The sequence below is a fragment of the Streptomyces rectiviolaceus genome (assembly GCF_039533825.1).
GTDB lineage: Bacteria > Actinomycetota > Actinomycetes > Streptomycetales > Streptomycetaceae > Streptomyces > Streptomyces rectiviolaceus.
In genome coordinates, this window is sequence record NZ_BAAAUG010000035.1 from 26,042 (window position 1) to 43,736 (window position 17,695).

The following is a 17,695-nucleotide window of genomic DNA, read 5'->3' on the forward strand; positions in this document are numbered from 1 at the left end:
ATTCCCTACCTGTTCACCTTCACCGTCTTCGGATCGAAGCCGAACGGCAGCTCAAGCCGGTGCGCGCCCATCAGGGGCTCGTTCGCGAGGAGTTCGCCCGTGGGGCCGTCCGCCGCGATCACGCCCTCGCTCAGGATCAGCGCCCGGGGGCACAGTTCGAGTGCGTAGGGGAGGTCGTGCGTGACCATCAGGACCGTTACGTCCAGCGAGCGCAGGATGTCGGCCAGTTCGCGGCGTGAGGCCGGGTCCAGGTTCGAGGAGGGCTCGTCGAGGACCAGGATCTCCGGCTCCATCGCCAGGACCGTCGCCACCGCGACCCGCCTGCGCTGCCCGAAGGAGAGGTGGTGCGGGGGGCGGTCCGCGAACTCCGCCATTCCCACCTGTGACAGCGCCTTCTCGACCCTGGCCTCCAGTTCGGGGCCGCGCATCCCGCTCGCCGCCGGGCCGAACGCCACGTCCTCCCGCACCGTCGGCATGAAGAGTTGGTCGTCGGGGTCCTGGAAGACGATGCCGACCCTTCGCCTGATCTCCGCCATGTGCTTCTTGCCGACCGGGAGGCCCGCGACGGTGACCGTGCCCGCGCCGCCCGTCAGGATGCCGTTCAGGTGCAGGACGAGCGTCGTCTTGCCCGCGCCGTTCGGGCCGAGCAGCGCGACCCGCTCGCCGCGGCCGATCGTCATGTCTACGCCGAAGAGCGCCTGATGCCCGTCGGGGTAGGCGAAGGCCAGACCGGCTACTTCGAGTGAGGGTGCTGAGGTCACAGGGTCCATCCCAACAGGCGTCACAGGGTCCATCCCAACAGGCAGACGACAAGAGCGGCACCCGGCAGGGCGAAGGCGTACGTCCACTGGGCACGCGAGGCCGTGACCTCGTCGATCACCGGCATCGAACCGGCGTAGCCCCGGCTGACCATGGCCAGGTGCACCCGCTCGCCCCTCTCGTACGAGCGGATGAAGAGCGCGCCCGCGGACTTCGCGAGGACGCCCCACTGCCGTACGCCCCGCGCCTCGAAGCCGCGCGACTCGCGCGCGATCTTCATGCGGCGCATCTCGTCCGTGATCACGTCGCCGTACCGGATCATGAACGAGGCGATCTGGACGAGCAGCGGCGGCAGCTTCAGCCGCTGGAGGCCGAGGAGCAGCGAGCGCAGTTCGGTCGTGGAAGCGAGGAGCACGGACGCGGCGACGCCCAGCGTGCCCTTGGCGAGGACGTTCCAGGCGCCCCAGAGGCCGTTCACGCTCAGGGACATGCCGAGTACGTCGACCCGCTCGCCCTCCGCGACGAACGGCATGAGCACGGCGAACGCCACGAAGGGGACCTCGATGAGCAGCCGCTTCAGGAGGAAGGGGAGCGGGACGCGGGAGGCGTAGGCCACCGCGCCGAGCAGCACTGCGTACAGACCGAACGCCCACATCGCCTCGCGCGGTGTGGAGACCACCACGACCACGAAGCAGAAGACCGCCGCCAGCTTGGTGTGCGGGGGCAGCGCGTGCACCGGTGAGTGGCCGTGCCGGTAGAGCCGGTGGGCGTGGCCCGCGCCCATGTCAGGCGTTCTCCGACATCGAAGTGGCGGAGGCCGTCGATGCCGGGTCCACGTCCGTCGTACGGCGACGGCGCAGCACCCAGAAGACGGCCGAGCCCGCCACGACGGTGACGCCGACGCCGATCACGCCCGCGAGGCCGCCGGAGAGGCGGGAGTCGGTGATGTCCTTGACGCCGTAGTCGGCGAGCGGGGAGTCCGAGGTCGCGTGCTCCTCGGCCTTCTTGTCGATGCCCTTGTCCGCCGCGACCTTCTCCAGGCCGTCGGGGTTCGCGGAGGCGTAGAAGCTGACGAAGCCGGCGAGGACGAGGGAGGTGACCAGGCCCGCGATCCACACCTTGCGGTGCGAGCGCGCGGCGAGCACGGGCTCCTCCGCGGCCGGGGCGTCGACCAGTTCGCCGCCGACGCGGAGCTTGAGCTTCTGGGTCAGGCCGCGGGCGCCGTGGACCAGGTCGGGGCGGACCGCGATGACGGCGCCGACGGTGAGCGCGGTGATCGCCGCCTCGCCGATGCCGATGAGGACGTGCACGCCGACCATGGCGGTGGCGACCTTGCCGATGGAGACGTCGGTGGTGCCGCCGAGCGCGTAGAGGAACGTGAAGGCGACCGCGGCGGCGGGCACGGAGATCAGCGCGGCGACGAAGGCCGATGCGGTGATGGAGCGGCGGGTGCGCGGGAGCACCTTCACCAGGCCGCGGAAGATGAGGTAGGCCACGACGGTCGTGACGATCGCCATGTCCGTGATGTTCACGCCGAGCGCGGTCAGGCCGCCGTCGGCGAAGAGAACGCCTTGCATGAGGAGTACGACGGACACGCACAGGACACCCGTGTAGGGGCCGACGAGTATCGCGGCGAGTGCCCCGCCGAGCAGGTGTCCGCTGGTGCCCGCGGCGACCGGGAAGTTCAGCATCTGCACGGCGAAGATGAACGCGGCCACGAGCCCGGCGAGCGGGGCCGTCCTCTCGTCCAGTTCGCGCCGCGCGCCACGGAGGCTGACGGCGACCGCTGCGGCGGCGATGACCCCGGTGGCGGCGGAGACGGGTGCGTTGATGAATCCGTCGGGGACATGCATGCGCGCGCTCCTGGGCAGGACAGGAAGAGGAAGGGCAGAGCGGATCGCTCGTGAACCGTTCAATGATAGTGCCTTGTTGCGAACGGTTCGCAAGAGCGCTGGCTACCCAGTTATCCCGGTCACACCTGGAGCGAGAATCCGAATATATGGGACATTAGAGGGCAGAAGGCACGTGATGGTGAGGAGTTCGCGATGTCCGCAGTAGAGCAGTTCACACGCGCCCACGTCGTCACGGACTCCCCTGACGACCAGCTCACCGTCCCCGCCGTCCTCCGGTACGACCCGGAGGCCGACCCGCAATCAGTGCGGATCGGCCTCCCTGGTTCCCACGAGTGGACCTTCGCGAGGCAGCTGCTCGAACAGGGCCTGCGAGCCCCTGCCACCAGCGGCGACGTACACATCTGGCCCTGTGGGCGGGTCCAGACCGTCATGGAGTTCCACTCCACGCAGGGGGTGGCGGTCGTGCAGTTCGACGCCCCGGCACTGATCCGCTTCCTACGCCGCACCTACGCGGCCACCCCCGTACCCCACTGAAGCCCAGGTCAGACCCCAGGTCAGCCCCAGACTCAGACCCGCACCGGCTCCCGGTCGGCGTCCGAGTCCTGACCGGCGACGTCCTTCTCGGCCGCCGTGCGCAGGCCCTCGCCCTCGACATCCACGTTCGGCAGCGCGCGGTCCAGCCACCTCGGCAGCCACCACGCCTTCTTGCCGAGCAGCGCGAGGACCGCCGGGACCAGAGCCATGCGCACGATGAACGCGTCGAAGAACACGGCGATCGCGAGCCCGAAGCCGATCATCTTCACCATCTGCTCGCTCGAGCCGATGAATCCAGCGAAGACCGCCATCATGATCACTGCCGCCGCCGAGACCACGCGTGCCCCGTGCCGGAAGCCGGTCACGATCGCCTGGCCGGGCCGCTCCCCGTGGACGTACGCCTCTCGCATGCGCGTCACGAGGAACACCTCGTAGTCCATCGCGAGGCCGAAGACGACGCCCACCATGAAGATCGGCATCATGCTCATGATCGGGCCGGTCTGCTCCACGCCGAAGAGTGAGCCGAGCCAGCCCCACTGGAAGACCGCGACGACCGCGCCCAGGGCCGCGAGGACCGAGAGCAGGAAGCCGAGGGCCGCCTTGAGCGGGACCAGGACGGAGCGGAAGACGACGATCAGGAGGAGGAAGGCGAGGCCGACGACCAGTGCCAGGTAGGGCAGCAGGGCGTCGTTCAGCTTCTCGGAGACGTCGATGTTCATGGCCGTCGTGCCGGTGACCATGACGCTCGCGCCGGTGTCGGACTTGATCTCGCCGCCCGCGTCACGGATCGAGTGCACGAGGTTCTCGGTCTCGATGCCGCTGGGCTTGGAGGACGGGACGACGCTGATGATCGCCGTGTCGCCCGCCTTGTTGATCATCGGCGGGGCGACCGAGAGTACGTCGTCGAGTCCGGAGATCGTCTTGGTGATCTCACCCGCCGCGGCCTTCGGGTCGTCGGTCCCCTCCAGGTCGGCGACCGTCATCAGCGGGCCGTTGAAGCCGGGCCCGAATCCGTCGGAGACCAGGTCGTACGCCTTGCGCTGAGTCGTGGACGTCGGCTGTGCGCCGTCGTCCGGGAGGCCCAGTTCCAGGGAGGAGACGGGCAGCGCCGCGGCGCCCAGGCCGATGACACCGATGAGCAGGACGGCAAGCGGGCGGCGGACGACGAAGCGCGCCCAGCGGGTGCCGAGGTTGTCCTTCGCCGCCTTCTCCCCGGCGGCACCCGCAGCGGCCGCCTTCTTCCTGCCTCCGCCGAGCACCTTGCTCTTCTCGCCCGTGGGCTTGACCTTCTTGCCCGCGTAACCGAGCAGCGCCGGGATCAGGGTGAGCGCGATGAGCACGGCGATGACCACCGTGCCGGCCGCCGCGAAGCCCATCTTGGTGAGCATCGGGATGTTCACCACGGCGAGGCCGACAAGCGCGATGACGACGGTGAGCCCGGCGAAGACCACGGCCGAACCGGCCGTCCCCACGGCGCGGCCCGCCGCGTCCTCGCGGTCCCGTCCGTCGGCGAGTTCGCCGCGGTAGCGGGAGACGATGAAGAGCGCGTAGTCGATGCCGACCGCGAGGCCGATCATCATGGCGAGCGTCGACGTCGTGGTCCCCAGGTCGAGCGCACTGGCGAGCGCGGTGATCGAGGAGACACCGATGCCCACGCCGATCAGCGCGGTCAGCAGGGGAAGACCCGCCGCGATCAGCGAGCCGAAGGTGATGACGAGGACGACGGCCGCGACCGCGATGCCGATGATCTCGGTGGCCCCGGTCTCGGGCATCGCCTGCAGCGCGTCGCCGCCGACCTCGACCGTGAGCCCGGACTCGCGCGCCTGGTCGGTCGTCTTCTCCAGCGCGTCACGGCTCTCGTCGGTCAGCTCCATCGAGGTGACCTTGTACGAGACCGACGCGTACGCCGTCGAGCCGTCCTTGCTGACCGTCTTGGCCTGGAAGGGGTTGTCCGCCCTCGCCACCTCGTCCGAACCGGACTTGAGCGCGGCGACGGTCTTCTGGATCTCGGCCTTGTTGGCCGGGTCCGTGACCTTCTCGCCGTCCGGCGCCTTGAAGACGACACGGGCACTCGCGCCGTCGGCACTGGCTTCGGGCACACGCTCTTCGAGCAGGTCGAAGGCCTTCTGGGCCTCCGTCCCCGGGATGGAGAAGGAGCTGGAGGCGGCGGTGGGCGCGGACGCGGCGCCGACTCCGGCGAGCGTCAGGAGCGCCACCCAGATCAGGGCGACGAAGTGCCGTCGCCTGAAGGCGAGTCGGCCTAGTTTGTAGAGGAAAGTTGCCACGAGGGCGTACTCCCGGTCAGGTCGTGGTGTCTACAGGGCAGGGGGGATCAGCCCGACGACGTGAGCGGTCGCGTCAGGTGGAACGTACGGGCTTGGTGAGGGAGTTGGTCAGACGCCGAGAGCGGGGAGGATCACGGCGTCGATGTAGGAACGGAGGAACTCACGGTCGACCGTGCGGTCCTCGATCAGGTCACGGGCGACGAAGGCGCCGACCATCATGTGGATGACGAAGTCCAACGCGGGGTTGTCCGCGGCCACTTCACCGCGGTCCACGGCCCTGCGCAGCAGTGCGTTCAGGCCGGTGATCTCCGGCTCGATGAGCAACTGCCGCAGCGCCTGGTGGAGTTCGGGGTTCTTGTGAATGGCGTGGAACAGGCTCCGCATCAGCGCGGCGTCCTGCTCCATCTGACAGTCGTCCGAACGGTTCGCGGTCTCAAGCAGATCGCCGCGCAGGGACCCCGTGTCGATGTCCTCGATGGACACCGGCTTGTTGTGCCGCAGCGCCCTGGCGATCAGCTCGGGCTTGTTCCCCCACTGGCGGTAGAGGGTGGCCTTGCTGGATTTCGTGCGGGCGGCGATGGCGTCCATCGTGAGCGCTTCGTAGCCGACCTCACGGAGCAGATCGAGCACGGCCGCATACAGCTCGGTCTCGCGCTCGGGCGTGATCCGGCTGCGCCGCACCGTTGCCGCCTCAGCCATGATCCCTCCGCTCCTCGTCATCCCTTGCCGAACCTTGTTGAACTTTGTCGGACCTTATCGAAACTGTTCCGTACGCCATGACTGTACCCGGGGCCTTAACGAAACGAAACCGTTTCGTACGTGTGCTGCGTCACGCGCTCCGTACCCCTTTCCACCCCCGCGAACGAGTCGCCGGGCCCTCTGTACGAGTTGCCGGGCCCTGCGCACCGGAAAAGCATGGTGAAGTGACCGACGCGCGCGATGAAGCCCATGCTGACCACGCCTACCTGCGATTTCCGCACCTCAGCGGCGACCGTCTCTGTTTCGCGGCCGAGGACGACCTCTGGGTGGCCCCGCTGAGCCCGGACGGCGCCCCGGCGGGCCGCGCCTGGCGGGTGACCGTCGACCGGACCAAGGTGAGCCACCCGCGCTTCTCACCGGACGGCCGCCACATCGCGTACACGACATGGCGCAGCCTCGACCCGGAGATCCATCTCGCCCCGGTGACCGGCGGACCCTCGCGCAGGCTCACCTACTGGGGGAGCACGGACACCCGGGTCTGCGGCTGGTCCCCCGACGGCGACATCCTCGCCGTCTCCTCGCACGGCCAGCCCTTCTCCTACTTCTGCTGGGCCTACAGCGTGCCGACCGACGGCTCACCCGGCGGCAAGCTGCCCTGGGGGCCGGTGTACGACATCGCGGTCCACGACGTCGACGGCGAACGCAAGACGCTCCTCCTGACCGGGAAGCCGCCGCACGAGCCCGCCGCCTGGAAGCGCTACCGGGGCGGGGCGACGGGCCGGCTGTGGATGCACGGCGAGCAGATCCTGCCCGACCTCGACGGGCACCTGGACGCCCCGATGTTCGTGGACGGCAGGATCGCCTTCCTCTCCGACCACGAGGGCGTCGGCAACCTCTACTCCTGTCTGCCGGACGGCTCAGACCTGCGGCGGCACACCGATCACGACGCGTTCTACGCCCGGCACGCGTCCAGCGACGGCACGCGCGTCGTCTACCAGTGCGCGGGCGACGTCTGGCTGGTGGACGACCTGTCCGCCGACTCCGAGCCGCGCCGCCTCGACGTACGCCTCGGCGGGCCGCGCACCGGACGGCGGATCTACCAGGTACCGGCCGCGCAGCACCTCGACTCGATCTCCGTGGACACGACGGGGCGGGCCAGCGCCGTCGTCGTACGCGGCAGCCTGTACTGGCTCACGCACCGGGACGGGCCCGCCCGCACCATCACGGACACCCCGGGCGTGCGCGTCCGGCTCCCGGAGATGCTCGGCACGGGCGGCCAGGTCGCCTATGTCACCGACGCGGAGGGCGAGGACGCCATCGAGATCGCCTATCTGCCGCGCGCCAGCGGTGAGCGCGAGCCGCGCAGGCTGGCGCAGGGGGAGCTCGGGCGGGTCCTCGAACTGCTCTCCGATCCGGACGGCGAGCGGCTCGCGATCGCGTCGAACGACGGCAGGCTCCTCCTGGTCGACGCGACCGAGGAGTCGAACGGCGAGGTGACGGAGCTGATCTGCTCCACCAACGGCCCGGTGCGGGACCTGGCGTTCTCCCCGGACGGGGCGTGGCTGACCTGGTCTCATCCGGGCATCGGCCGCTCCCTGCGGCAGATCAAGATGGCCCGCATCGAGGGGCCGGGCCGCCGCATCATCGTCGACGTCACCAACGGGCGCTTCGAGGACGAGAACCCGGTCTTCACCCGCGACGGCCGCTATCTGGCCTTCCTGTCCTGGCGCGGCTTCGACCCGGTCTACGACGTGCACACCGGCGACCTCTCCTTCCCGCTCGGCTGCCGCCCCTACCTGGTCCCCCTCTCATCGGCGACCCCCTCCCCCTTCGCCCTCTCCCCCGACGGCCGCCCGGCAGCGGGCGGTCTCGACCCCGCCGACGGCGGGTCGGAGGACGGCGCCGTCATCGTGGAGGTGGAGGGCCTGGAGAGCAGAGTGACGCCGTTCCCGGTCTCGGCCTCGAAGTACTCGGCCCTCCATCCCGTCAGCGGCGGCGGTCTGGTCTGGATGCGCTGGCCGATCTCGGGCGCCCTCGGCGAGACGTTCGCCAACCCGGCCGACACCTCGGGCCGCCCCACCCTGGAGTACTTCAACATCACCAAGGGCAAGAAGTCCGCACTGGTCGACCACCTCGACCAGTTCGCGCTCAGCGGCGACGGCTCACGGCTCGTGGTGGTCGACGACGGCGACCTGAGCGCGGTCCCCTCGACGGAGACCGGCGACGTCGACACGACCGTCTGGATCGACCTGCGCCGCATCCTGCACGAGGTCGACCCGGCGGCCGAATGGCGCCAGTCCTACGACGAGGCGGGCCGCCTCATCCGCGCCTACTTCTGGGAGCCGCACATGTGCGGCATCGACTGGCCCGCGATCCTGGACCAGTACCGGCCGCTGGTGGAGCGGGTCGCGTCCCCCGACGAGTTCGCGGACCTGCTCCGCGAGGTGCTCGGCGAGCTCGGCACTTCGCACGCGTACGTCTCCGCCGCTCGCCGCAACGAAGGACCACCCCACTATCAGCGGGCGATGGGCCTGCTCGGCGCCAACCTGGTCTGCCGGGACGGCAGTTGGATGATCAAGCGGATCCTGCCCGGCGACTCGTCCGACTCCAAGGCGCGCTCGCCGCTCGCGGGCGCGGGCATCCGCGAGGGCGCGGTCCTCACCCACATCGACGGCCGCCCGGTGGACCCCGTGACGGGCCCCTTCCCCCTGCTCGCGGCGGCCGGCGGCACGACCGTGGAGCTGACGTTCCAGCCGGCGGAGAGACAGGGCAGGGCGAGGAGGGTGGCGATCGTCCCCCTCATCAATGAACGCCCCCTGCGCTACCAGGACTGGGTGGCCAAACGGCGTGAGGTCGTACGGGAGTTGAGTGCGGGCAGGTGCGGCTATCTGCACATCCCCGACATGGGGGGCTCGGGCTGGGCCCAGTTCAACCGGGATCTGCGCCTGGAGGTCTCGCGCCCCGCCCTGATCGTGGACGTACGCGGCAACGCCGGCGGCCACATCAGCGAGCTGGTGGTGGAGAAGCTGACGCGGAAGATCCTTGGCTGGGACCTGACACGGAACGCCCAGCCGGTGTCGTACGCGTCGAACGCGCCCCGGGGCCCTGTGGTGGCCCTGGCCGACGAGGCGACGTCCTCGGACGGCGACATGATCACGGCGGTCTTCAAGCTGCTCGGCCTCGGCCCCGTGGTGGGCCAGCGCACGTGGGGCGGCGTGGTGGGGATGACCGGGCGGCACGTCCTGGGCGACGGGACGGTCATCACGGTGCCGATGAACGCGGGGTGGTTCGACGAGTACGGCTGGTCCGTGGAGAACCATGGCGTGACGCCGGACCTGGAGGTGCTCCGCACGCCCCTTGACTGGGCGGAGGGGCGCCATGCACAGCTGGACGACGCGGTGGGAGTGGCGCTGGACCTCCTGGAACGGCAGCCGGCCGCGACGCCGCCGGGCCTTGAGGACGTACCGGACAGACAGCGGCCGAAGCTTCCGCCGCGGGGTTAGCGAGGTTAGCGGGGCTGCCGGCCGGGCTTTTCGCGCACGCCTTTCGTGCACGCCTTTCGCGGTCCGTCACTGCCCGTTAATGATCGAAATGCGAGGAAAGTCACCCCATGTAAGTCTGGTCGAGGCCCTTCCAACCTCACCCTCTAGGAGTGAACCGCATGGGCATCAAGGACCAGTTCCAGGACAAGGCCAACGACCTCGCCGGCAAGGCGAAGGGCGCCATGGGCAGCGAGAAGGAAGAGGCGAGCGAGCGCGCCTCGCAGGCCCGTGACGACGCGCAGGAGCGCGGCTCGCAGGCCGAGGAGGAGTCGCGGGAGCGTTCCGCGAAGCCCCAGGACGAGACGCAGCGGGCGGCGCAGGAGCAGCAGGACAAGTTCAACCAGGACTACGACGCCTGACGCTGCGCTGAGCTTTGACCAGTGGGGCTCCCGGGACGCCGGGGGCCCCACCGCTGCGTGTGGCGCGGGGCGCCGCCCGCCCCACCCCCGGGGGTGGGGCCAGAGGGATCAACTACCGCCCCGCACGGCCCTGTTCATCGGCGGAGCCCCCCGCTCCCACGAGCCCCGTGGAGACCGACCCCAGCCGGGGTTCGAAGCGCCGCATCTCGCGCTGGCCGACCGAGCCGATGATCCCGGGAAGGTATCCCCGGATGCCCTGCATCCCCCGCAGCCACCACTGCGCGTAGACATGACTCGACCTGCGCTCGATGCCGGCGACGATCCGGTCCACCGCAGGACCCAGCGGGTACGTCTTGTTGGACGGCCACGGCAAGCGCTGCCGCAACTCCCGCATCACGTCGTCCTGGTCCGCGCCCCGCACCATGTCCGTGTCCGTCCAGGACAGGTAACCGACGCCCACCTTCACGCCCTTGTAGCCCACCTCGGCCCGCAGACAGTGCGCGTACGCCTCGACGCCCGACTTCGACGCGCAGTACGCCGTCATCATCGGCGCCGGAGTGATCGCGGCCAGCGAGGCGATCTGGAGGAGATAGCCCCGGCTCTCCACGAGGACGGGCAGGAACGCCCGCCCCGTCACCGCGCTGCCGATGAGGTTGACCTCGATCACCCGGCGCCACGCCTCGGGGTCGGACTCGACGAACGGCCCTCCGTTGGCGACGCCCGCGTTGGCGACGACGATGTCGACCTTGCCGAACCGCTCCTTGACCTCCTGGGCGACCCGGGCCATCGCGACGTGATCCGTCACGTCCGCGTGCCAGGCCTCGCTCTCCGTGTGCAGCCGCCCCGCCACCTGCTTCAACTCGTCCGGCTCCAGGCCCACGAGCGCGACCTTCGCACCCCGCGCCGACAGCTTCCTCGCGAGCAACTCACCCACGCCCCGCGCCGCCCCGGTGACGACCGCGACCTGACCCTCAAGGCTGACCTTGCTCATGCGCTGCTCCCTTCGAGCCCCTGCACCTGCTGATCGTCCACCCGTACGTACCGCGTCACCAGACCCCTGATCCCGTCCGTGACCGCTTCCGGCGCCTCGACCGGCGTCATGTGACCGAGCCCCGGCAGCTCGGTGAGGCCGAGGGATTCCGGCAGCATCGCGGCGAGGCGCCGCGCGTGCGTGACGGGCGTCATCCGGTCGGCCGTGCCCGCGATGACCGCGGTCGGCACCCTCAACTCCAGGACACCCGCGTCGAGTTCGATCTCGTCGAGCACGTGCGACCAGCGGTAGCGCACCACCCTCGGGCACCCGTGCACGATCCGCGCGCACACCTCCACCCGCTCCGGGGGCGAACCCGCGCCCATCGTCGCGTATTTGAGGACCTTGCGGGCCATGGGCGTCACGGGCCCCAGCGGCGCCTTCGCGCCGAGGACCGACCGGGTGATCCGTGTCCGCACCCGCCCGGCCCGCATCGGCACCACGAGCGACTCGGCGACCAGCCGCGCACTCCCCGTGCTGCACAGCAGCACCGCCGCCGCGTGCTCCCGGAACCCGGGCCGCGTGCTCGCGGCCATGATCGTCATGCCGCCCATGGAGTGCCCGGCGAGCACGGCCCGCTCCCCCGGCTCCAGCGTCGCCGCGAGCACCGCCTCCAGGTCGTCGGCGAGGGCGGTCGTGCTGTACCCCTCCGTCCCCGCCGGCGCGGCACTGCGCCCGTGTCCCCGCTGGTCGTACGCGATCACCCGGTGGTCGACCGCCAGGTCACGTATCTGCGCCGCCCAGAAGGCGGTCGAGCAGGTCCACCCGTGCGCGAGCACCACCGCGGGCGCACCCTCAGGACCGTGCACCTCGGCGTGCAGGCGCGCGCCGTCCGCCGACACGACGGTCAATTCCCGCGCGGCGGGAGGCGGCGCGAAAGGACCGCTCGTCACGTGTGTCAGCCTGCTCATGCCTTTGCCTCGACCTTCTTCGCTTTACGGGACTTCACCGGCGGCTCCGCATCCACCTTCGGCGGCCGCACCACCTCGTACTCGGCGAGGTCCACCCGCCGCGTGGCATTGCGGAACTCGGTCGTCGTGCCCGGCCAGATCGTCGTGTTCACGCCGTTCTCGTCGAGGTACCAGCTGTTGCAGCCGCCGGTGTTCCACACGGTGCGCTTCATGCGCTCCTGGACCTTGTCGTTCCAGGCGTGCACGGCGCTCGTCCGCACGGCGAGCGCGGCGCGGTCGCCCAGAACGTTCAACTGCCGCATGTAGTCGGCGAGATAGTTCAGCTGGGACTCGATCATCAGGATCATCGAGGAGTTGCCTAGACCGGTGTTCGGGCCGATGACCGTCATGAAGTTGGGGAAGCCTGCGGCAGTGGCGCCGCGCAGCGACTTCATCCCCTCCTTCCAGGACTCCATCAGCGTCCCGCCGTCGGCGCCCACCACGCGGTCGGCGATCGGCATGTCCGTCACATGGAACCCCGTACCGAAGATGATCACGTCGACCTCGGTCTCGGTGCCGTCCGCTGCGACGACGGTGTTCCCGCGCACCTCGCTGAGCCCGCTGGCGACGACGTCGACATTGGGCTGCGCGAGCGCCGGGTAGTAGGTGTTGGAGAGCAGGATCCGCTTGCAGCCGATGCGGTACGAAGGTGTCAGCTTGGCCCGGAGTGCCGGATCCTTGATGGCACGGGCGATGTTCCGCTTGGCGATCTGCTCGACCGCGCCGAGCTCGTTCGGCCGCTTGGTGAACGCCTGGACCTGCAACTCCCGTATGCCCCACAGGATTCCGCGCCGGGCGTGCGTGGTGAACGGCAGCTGGCGGTGCAGCCAGCGCTCGGCCTTGCTGATGGCGCGGTCCATGCGCGGCATCACCCAGGGCGGGGTGCGCTGGAAGAGGGTCAGCTTGCCGACCTCGCGCTGGATGGCGGGCACGATCTGGATGGCGGACGCACCGGTGCCGATCATCGCGACGCGCTTGCCGCGCAGGTCGTAGTCGTGGTCCCAGCGCGCGGAGTGGAAGACCTTGCCCTCGAAGGTATCCAGGCCCGGGATGTCGGGGAGCTTGGGGTCGGAGAGCGGTCCGGTGGCGGAGACGACGACGTCGGCGGTAAGGGTGCCGTTGGTGGTCTCGACCTCCCACCACAGGTTGTCCGCGTCCCAACGCAGCTGCGTCACCTCGGTGTTGAGGCGGATGTGCGAGCGGAGGCGGAAGGTGTCGGCGATCTGCTCCAGGTACTCCTGGATCTTCTCCTGGCCCGAGAAGGTGCGCGGCCAGTCGGGGTTGGGCGCGAAGGAGAACGAGTACAGATGCGAGGGCACGTCGCACGCGCAGCCCGGGTAGCTGTTGTCCCGCCAGGTGCCGCCCACCGCGCCGGCCCGCTCCAGGACGACGAAGTCGGTGACGCCTTCCCGGCGCAGCCGGACCGCGGCGCCGAGCCCGCCGAACCCTGACCCGATCACCGCCACCCGCACGTGCTCGCGTTCGCCGCCTTGCCCGCGCTCCTGCCCGCGCCCCTGCCCGCGCTCCTGCTGGCGCTCGTCCTCGGCCATGCCGCCGCCTCCCGAACTGCTTCACGACTCTGCCAGTGACCACTGGCGCAATGGGGAGCGTAGAACAGCTGCGTACTGATGGGTAGGGGTCTGGCGTCGCGAGTTACCGCCGGTACAACAGGTAGAACACCCGCACGATCCGGCAGCACATAGGCTGCTGCCGTGGCAGAGACACGCGAGTACCGCATGGAGGAGCTGGCCAAGGCGGCCGGCATCACGGTGCGCACCGTGCGCTTCTACCGTGAGCGCGGCCTGATCCCGCCGCCCCGCCGCGAGGGCCGCATCGCCTGGTACGACGACCACCACCTGGCCAGGCTGCGGACGATCGCCGCGCTCCTGGACCGCGGCCACACCCTGAGCGGCATCGCGGAACTCGCGGAGGCCTTCGAGAACGGCCGCGACGTCGGCGAACTCCTGGGCATCGGCGAACCCACCGAGGAGACCCCGGTCCGCCTCACCCCCGAGGAACTGGCCGACCACTTCGCGGGCGAGGTCACCCCCGAGAACCTCGCGGCGGCCCTGGACCTCGGCTACCTCGGCACGGACGGCGAGGAGATCGTCCACGTGAGCCGCCGCCTCCTGGACGTCTCATCGGCCCTGGTCCGCGAGGGCATCCCGCTCGCGGCGGTCCTGGAGGCGGGCCAGCGCGTGCGCGAACACGCGGACGCGCTCGCGGAGTTGTTCGTCACGATCATCCGCACGCACACGCCCGCCGATGCGGGCGACGTCGGCATCGAGCGCCTGCGCCCGCTGGCGAAGAGCGTGGTGGAGGCGGAACTGTCGATGGCACTGGACCGCCGCCTGGCATCGGAGAAGCCGAAGGATCATTAGCCCGGGCCCGTCCGGCGGTTGAGGACGAACTCGGCGAAGCCGGTGCCCCACCCCACCCCACCCCCTACCTCGGCAGGAACCACCGAGCCTTGTAAATCCCGCCGCCCACCAGCTCATACTCCCCCCGCGGCTGATGGACGCTCACCTTGGTCGTCCACCAGGTCTCCTCAAGGCCGCCCTCCGGCACGGTGCTGATGACCTGCCCCGTCCGCGGATCGTCGCCGACGCCCTTGACCGACTTCCGGGAGATCTCCCCGGCCCCGGCGAAGTCCTGCACGAAGGCCTCGCCCCCGATGTCGTACTGGAAGACGGACGCGTTCGTCGTCACCCAGAGCCGCCCACGACGCCCGGCCACAGGGAAGAGGTCATGCCCACCAGGGGTCTTGCCCGGCGTCCCGACCGGGAGCCCGACCGAGGACCGGCGCGTCAGCGTGGGCCGGGCCCGCGTGCCACCCACCGCGTACGTGACCAGCTCGTCGTCGCCGATGGCCCACAGCACCTCACGCCTGCCGTCCCAGTGCAGCCCGTGCGCGCCCTTGAGCTCCGCCTCCGCGTACCGCGAGGCATGCGGCCCCTGCGACGCCGCGTACAGCCTGACCAGCGCGCCGGTGCTGCACGCCACCGCGACGTTGCCGTCCGGCAGGATCTCCGCGCTGTGCGGATTGAAGAGGTCGTCGCCGGGGCCGATGGCCGTGCCCCAGTAGCGCCTGCCCGAGGGGTAGTCGACGACGGCGACGAAGCCGAAGGACGCGGTCGTCAGGACATACGTACGCCCTTTGAGTCTGCGCACCTTCGACTCGCTCGGATACACCCAGCTGTACTCGGGCCGAAGGTCCTCCCACCCCCCGTGTCTCATCGGCGAGAACGCCCACCGCACCACGGACGGATCGGCCTCCGTGTCCCAGACCCTGCGCCGCGGGTCGAGCACGAGGATCTGCTGGGTCGCCTGCTCAGTGAGGAGCACGGGCGGCGTCCCCCGCGGCACCCCACCGGAAGCGGCGGCGGACGACGCGGCAGCCAGCGGCAGCCCCGCCCCGATCCCGGCTCCCAGAGCCCCGAGCAGCACACCCCGACGAGACAGCGATGACATACCGGACATGAAGTCTCCCCCACACGGCTGACAGTTGAGTCATTGTCAGGTACGTGTCCGCAACATGCCATGGCGCCGCGCGGCCTCACATGTCGTAGACCACCGTGACGGGCGCATGGTCCGACCACCGCTGCTCATGACTGGCCGCCCGCTCCACGAAACCCTTGACCGCACGCTCCGCGAGCCCCGGCGTCGCCACGTGGTAATCGATCCGCCAGCCCGTGTCGTTGTCGAAGGCACGCCCCCGGTAGGACCACCAGGAGTAGGGCCCCTCGACGTCGGGATGCAGCGCCCGCACCACGTCGACGTAGCCGGCGTCCCCCTCGAAGACCTCACTGAGCCAGGCACGCTCCTCGGGCAGGAAGCCCGAGTTCTTCTTGTTGCCCTTCCAGTTCTTGAGGTCGGCCTCCTGGTGCGCGATGTTCCAGTCACCGCAGACCACGACCTGACGCCCCTCGGCGGCGGCCCGCTCCTTGAGCCCCTTCAGGTACGTGAGGAACTCCCCCATGAAGCGGATCTTCTCGTCCTGCCGCACCGTGCCGACCTCACCGGAGGGCAGATAGAGGCTCGCGACCGTGACCCCGGGCAGATCGGCCTCGACGTACCGCCCACTGCCGTCGAACTCCTGCGACCCGAACCCGACCTGCACCCGGTCCGGCTCACGGCGCGTATAGAGGGAGACGCCCGCGCGCCCCTTGGCGGCGGCCGGGGCGTGCACGACGTGCCAGCCCTCGGGCTCCCGCACCTCGTCCGGCAGCTGCTGCGGCTCGGCCCGCACCTCCTGGAGGCAGAGCACGTCGGCCGAGGTCTCGGCGAGCCACTCGACGAAGCCCTTCTTGGCGGCGGCGCGCAGCCCGTTCACATTCACAGAGGTCACAGTGAGCATCCGGGAACGATACCGGGAGCATCCGGGAGCGATACCGGCACACTTAATGGATACCCGCACTCCACCGCATAGAAGTACGATGATTCGCATGAGTATCCAGCCATCGCCGCAGCGGTCCGCCGTCGAGCTGCGCCCCACCCCCTTCGACCACCCCGACGCGGTCAAGCTCAACGACCGCGTCCAGCTCGAGTACGCGGAGCGGTACGGCGACGAGGGCGACGTCACACCCCTCGACCCGGCCATGTTCGCGGCACCGCACGGCGCGTACCTCATCGCGTACGACGAGAACGGCACCCCGCTGGCCACCGGCGGCTGGCGCGGTCACGAGGAGAACGACGAGGGCTACGCGCACGGCGACGCCGAGATCAAGCGCATGTACGTCACACCGGAGGCCCGCGGCCTCGGCCTGGCCCGCCGCATCCTGACGGCCCTGGAGGACGACGCGAGGGCGGCAGGCCGCACGCGCATGGTCCTGGAGACGGGCGCGAAGCAGCCGGAGGCCATAGCCCTCTACACCTCGACCGGCTACACCCCGGCCCCCACCAAGTTCGGCCACTACCGCTTCGAGGACCTGAGCCGCTGCTTCGCGAAGGCCCTGTAGTCCTCCGACGCTTCATTTTCTCTGGGGCACAGCTTCTCTGAGGCACAGCAAAGATCCCGCCCAGTTCGATGAACTGGACGGGATCTCATGTGCAGTGGACCTGTGGGGATTTGAACCCCAGACCCCCTCGATGCGAACGAGGTGCGCTACCAGACTGCGCCACAGGCCCTTGCAACGAGTGAAACTCTAGCATCCCGATCCGGGTGCTCGGAAATCCGTTCCTGGCTGGTCACCTGGCTGGTCAGGCCTCACTCGTTGGCGGCCCGCGGCCGCTCACCTTCCTCGTACTGATCGAAGAGCGGCGTGCGTCCGCGCTCGCGGGCACGGCGCGCGGCCGCGGCCCGCCGTGCGTCACTGCGGCCACCGACTCCGTCCACGCCGTCGACGCCGTCGACGCCTTCTGTGCCGTCGGCGTACTCGCCGTACTCGCTGTACTCGGCGTGCTCTGCGTACTCGCTCTCGTCCGGCTCATCGGCGGCGGGCTCCACGGAGCTCGACCGCGCCGAGCTCCAGGCATCGGGCGCGCCCAGGTCGACATCACCGGTGGCCCGCGGGGCGACCGGCGCGGTCACGTACGTCGGCAGGGGCACCGGCACCGGGTCCCAGCTGTCGCCGTGCCCCGGGCGGCGCTGCCGCTCGCGCTGCTGGTCGACCCACTCCGCGTGGTCGGTCTGCTCCACCAGGGCGCGGCGGTCGGCGGCGAGCGCGGAGAGTCCGGTCTCCGTC

15 protein-coding genes, 1 tRNA gene and 1 pseudogene are annotated in these 17,695 nt (G+C 70.1%); 5 read left to right on the forward strand and 12 right to left on the reverse strand.

The features are described from left to right. Positions 1-5 precede the first annotated feature (5 nt). Genes ABD378_RS11865 through ABD378_RS11875 form a run of 3 tightly spaced genes read right to left on the reverse strand, consistent with a single transcriptional unit; the run spans position 6 to position 2,612 of the window. Positions 6-770: an energy-coupling factor ABC transporter ATP-binding protein gene (locus ABD378_RS11865; protein WP_344520594.1), complete on the reverse strand. Its 765-nt coding sequence runs from the start codon at positions 768-770 to the stop codon at positions 6-8. Positions 771-781: 11 nt separating this feature from the next. Beyond that, complete coding sequence (gene cbiQ / locus ABD378_RS11870) at positions 782-1,543, reverse strand: cobalt ECF transporter T component CbiQ (RefSeq protein WP_344520595.1); 762 nt, start codon at positions 1,541-1,543, stop codon at positions 782-784. A 1-nt stretch (position 1,544) separates the two neighbouring features. Then, positions 1,545-2,612 (reverse strand): energy-coupling factor ABC transporter permease, encoded by a 1,068-nt coding sequence (locus tag ABD378_RS11875; protein WP_344520596.1) that lies wholly within the window; start codon positions 2,610-2,612, stop codon positions 1,545-1,547. A gap of 192 nt (positions 2,613-2,804) precedes the next feature. Between ABD378_RS11875 and ABD378_RS11880 the strand changes: the two genes are divergently transcribed. Beyond that, positions 2,805-3,146, forward strand: coding sequence for an SsgA family sporulation/cell division regulator (locus ABD378_RS11880; RefSeq protein ID WP_344520597.1), 342 nt, complete (start codon positions 2,805-2,807; stop codon positions 3,144-3,146). Positions 3,147-3,178: 32 nt separating this feature from the next. On the opposite strand, the gene ABD378_RS11885 is transcribed toward ABD378_RS11880, so the two are convergent. Beyond that, positions 3,179-5,431 (reverse strand): MMPL family transporter, encoded by a 2,253-nt coding sequence (locus tag ABD378_RS11885; protein ID WP_344520598.1) that lies wholly within the window; start codon positions 5,429-5,431, stop codon positions 3,179-3,181. Between the two features lie 108 nt (positions 5,432-5,539). Then, entirely contained in the window at positions 5,540-6,130 is a 591-nt protein-coding gene (locus tag ABD378_RS11890; RefSeq protein WP_344520599.1) for a TetR/AcrR family transcriptional regulator, read from the reverse strand. A gap of 224 nt (positions 6,131-6,354) precedes the next feature. Here ABD378_RS11890 and ABD378_RS11895 point away from each other — a divergent pair, with 224 nt between their 5' ends. Then, a complete protein-coding gene (locus ABD378_RS11895) occupies positions 6,355-9,633 on the forward strand; it encodes a S41 family peptidase (protein ID WP_344520601.1) in 3,279 nt (1,092 codons plus the stop codon). 158 nt (positions 9,634-9,791) lie between these two features. Then, positions 9,792-10,031 carry a hypothetical protein gene (locus ABD378_RS11900; RefSeq protein ID WP_344520603.1) on the forward strand — a complete coding sequence of 80 codons (240 nt, stop codon included), beginning with the start codon at positions 9,792-9,794 and terminating at the stop codon, positions 10,029-10,031. Positions 10,032-10,143: 112 nt separating this feature from the next. Here the strand turns inward: ABD378_RS11900 and ABD378_RS11905 are convergent, their stop codons facing one another. From ABD378_RS11905 to ABD378_RS11915, 3 genes are read right to left on the reverse strand one after another with little or no spacing between them, the layout of a single operon-like run. Then, positions 10,144-11,022 (reverse strand): SDR family oxidoreductase, encoded by an 879-nt coding sequence (locus ABD378_RS11905; RefSeq protein WP_344520604.1) that lies wholly within the window; start codon positions 11,020-11,022, stop codon positions 10,144-10,146. Further along, positions 11,019-11,972 (reverse strand): alpha/beta fold hydrolase, encoded by a 954-nt coding sequence (locus ABD378_RS11910; RefSeq protein WP_344520605.1) that lies wholly within the window; start codon positions 11,970-11,972, stop codon positions 11,019-11,021. Before ABD378_RS11910 ends, ABD378_RS11905 begins: the two co-directional genes overlap by 4 nt. After that, entirely contained in the window at positions 11,969-13,561 is a 1,593-nt protein-coding gene (locus ABD378_RS11915; protein WP_344520606.1) for a flavin-containing monooxygenase, read from the reverse strand. The genes ABD378_RS11910 and ABD378_RS11915 overlap by 4 nt, the downstream gene beginning before the upstream one ends. Before the next feature lie 186 nt (positions 13,562-13,747). Here ABD378_RS11915 and ABD378_RS11920 point away from each other — a divergent pair, with 186 nt between their 5' ends. Continuing rightward, complete coding sequence (locus ABD378_RS11920) at positions 13,748-14,392, forward strand: MerR family transcriptional regulator (RefSeq protein WP_344520617.1); 645 nt, start codon at positions 13,748-13,750, stop codon at positions 14,390-14,392. A gap of 64 nt (positions 14,393-14,456) precedes the next feature. On the opposite strand, the gene ABD378_RS11925 is transcribed toward ABD378_RS11920, so the two are convergent. Both ABD378_RS11925 and ABD378_RS11930 read right to left on the reverse strand, forming a co-directional pair. Beyond that, positions 14,457-15,491 carry a DUF6528 family protein gene (locus ABD378_RS11925; protein WP_344520607.1) on the reverse strand — a complete coding sequence of 345 codons (1,035 nt, stop codon included), beginning with the start codon at positions 15,489-15,491 and terminating at the stop codon, positions 14,457-14,459. Positions 15,492-15,567: 76 nt separating this feature from the next. Continuing rightward, on the reverse strand, positions 15,568-16,368 hold the full coding sequence (locus tag ABD378_RS11930) for an exodeoxyribonuclease III (protein ID WP_344520608.1): 801 nt from the start codon (positions 16,366-16,368) through the stop codon (positions 15,568-15,570). 88 nt (positions 16,369-16,456) lie between these two features. Here ABD378_RS11930 and ABD378_RS11935 point away from each other — a divergent pair, with 88 nt between their 5' ends. Beyond that, on the forward strand, positions 16,457-16,969 hold the full coding sequence (locus ABD378_RS11935) for a GNAT family N-acetyltransferase (RefSeq protein WP_344520609.1): 513 nt from the start codon (positions 16,457-16,459) through the stop codon (positions 16,967-16,969). Between the two features lie 95 nt (positions 16,970-17,064). Here ABD378_RS11935 and ABD378_RS11940 read toward each other — a convergent pair. Together ABD378_RS11940 and ABD378_RS11945 are read right to left on the reverse strand one after the other, a co-directional pair. Next, a tRNA-Ala gene (locus ABD378_RS11940) sits at positions 17,065-17,138 on the reverse strand. Between the two features lie 79 nt (positions 17,139-17,217). Next, positions 17,218-17,695, reverse strand: a pseudogene (locus tag ABD378_RS11945) (hypothetical protein); the annotation flags it as partial.

Coding starts and splice junctions, on each gene's coding strand:
- ABD378_RS11865 (WP_344520594.1), bottom strand. CDS start 770: ATGGACCCTGTGACCTCAGCACCCTCACTCGAAGTAGCCGGTCTGGCC.
- cbiQ (WP_344520595.1), bottom strand. CDS start 1,543: ATGGGCGCGGGCCACGCCCACCGGCTCTACCGGCACGGCCACTCACCG.
- ABD378_RS11875 (WP_344520596.1), bottom strand. CDS start 2,612: ATGCATGTCCCCGACGGATTCATCAACGCACCCGTCTCCGCCGCCACC.
- ABD378_RS11880 (WP_344520597.1), top strand. CDS start 2,805: ATGTCCGCAGTAGAGCAGTTCACACGCGCCCACGTCGTCACGGACTCC.
- ABD378_RS11890 (WP_344520599.1), bottom strand. CDS start 6,130: ATGGCTGAGGCGGCAACGGTGCGGCGCAGCCGGATCACGCCCGAGCGC.
- ABD378_RS11900 (WP_344520603.1), top strand. CDS start 9,792: ATGGGCATCAAGGACCAGTTCCAGGACAAGGCCAACGACCTCGCCGGC.
- ABD378_RS11905 (WP_344520604.1), bottom strand. CDS start 11,022: ATGAGCAAGGTCAGCCTTGAGGGTCAGGTCGCGGTCGTCACCGGGGCG.
- ABD378_RS11910 (WP_344520605.1), bottom strand. CDS start 11,972: ATGAGCAGGCTGACACACGTGACGAGCGGTCCTTTCGCGCCGCCTCCC.
- ABD378_RS11915 (WP_344520606.1), bottom strand. CDS start 13,561: ATGGCCGAGGACGAGCGCCAGCAGGAGCGCGGGCAGGGGCGCGGGCAG.
- ABD378_RS11920 (WP_344520617.1), top strand. CDS start 13,748: ATGGAGGAGCTGGCCAAGGCGGCCGGCATCACGGTGCGCACCGTGCGC.
- ABD378_RS11925 (WP_344520607.1), bottom strand. CDS start 15,491: ATGTCCGGTATGTCATCGCTGTCTCGTCGGGGTGTGCTGCTCGGGGCT.
- ABD378_RS11930 (WP_344520608.1), bottom strand. CDS start 16,368: ATGCTCACTGTGACCTCTGTGAATGTGAACGGGCTGCGCGCCGCCGCC.
- ABD378_RS11935 (WP_344520609.1), top strand. CDS start 16,457: ATGAGTATCCAGCCATCGCCGCAGCGGTCCGCCGTCGAGCTGCGCCCC.